The organism is Rhizobium sp. A37_96 (genome assembly GCF_053521765.1).
On sequence record NZ_JBNWDS010000053.1, the window covers coordinates 1 to 850 of the forward strand.

Below are 850 nucleotides of genomic sequence, written 5' to 3' on the forward strand. Positions count from 1 at the left end.
CCAGCGCCGGCGGCAGCGACGTGGTGAAGATGAAGCCGGAGGCGAACGAGCGGATGAAATCGCAAAGCGCCGTCGACGCGGCGATATAGCCGCCCATGACGCCGAAGGCCTTGCCGAGCGTGCCTTCGATGACGGTCAGCCGATCCATCAGGCCCTCGCGCTCGGCAATGCCGCCGCCGCGCGGGCCGTACATGCCGACGGCATGCACTTCATCGAGATAGGTCATCGCGCCATACTTATCGGCGAGATCGCAGATCTCCTTGATCGGGGCGATATCGCCATCCATCGAATAGACCGATTCAAACGCGATCAGCTTCGGCGCCTTCGGATCGGCGGCCTTCAGCTTGGCTTCGAGATCGTGCAGGTCGTTATGCTTCCAGATGACCTTGTCGCACTTGGCATAGCGGATGCCTTCGATCATCGATGCGTGGTTGAGCGCATCCGAGAAGATGATGAGGCCGGGAATGCGGGCGCCGAGCGTGCCGAGCGTCGCCCAGTTGGAGATATAGCCCGAGGTGAAGATCAGCGCGGATTCCTTGCCGTGCAGATCGGCGAGCTCCTGCTCGAGCAGGACATGGTAGTGGTTGGTGCCAGAAATATTCCGGGTGCCTCCCGCACCCGCGCCACAGTGATCGATGGCCTGTTTCATCGCCTCGATCACCTTCGGGTGCTGGCCCATGCCGAGATAGTCGTTGGAGCACCAGACGGTCACCTCCTGCGGGCCGTTGGCCGTATGCCTGATGGCGCGGGGGAAATTGCCTCGGCGGCGTTCGAGATCGGCGAAGACCCGGTAACGGCCCTCACCGTGAAGTCCGTCAAGCTCGCCCTTAAAAAATGCTTCGAAATCCAT

Annotated in this window: 1 protein-coding gene; it reads right to left on the minus strand. The window is 61.6% G+C overall.

What is annotated here, in order from left to right; genetic code table 11:
- On the minus strand, window positions 1-850 hold an 850-nt coding region (gene hemA, locus ACQZ6J_RS33885; protein WP_449087237.1), incomplete at both ends, for a 5-aminolevulinate synthase.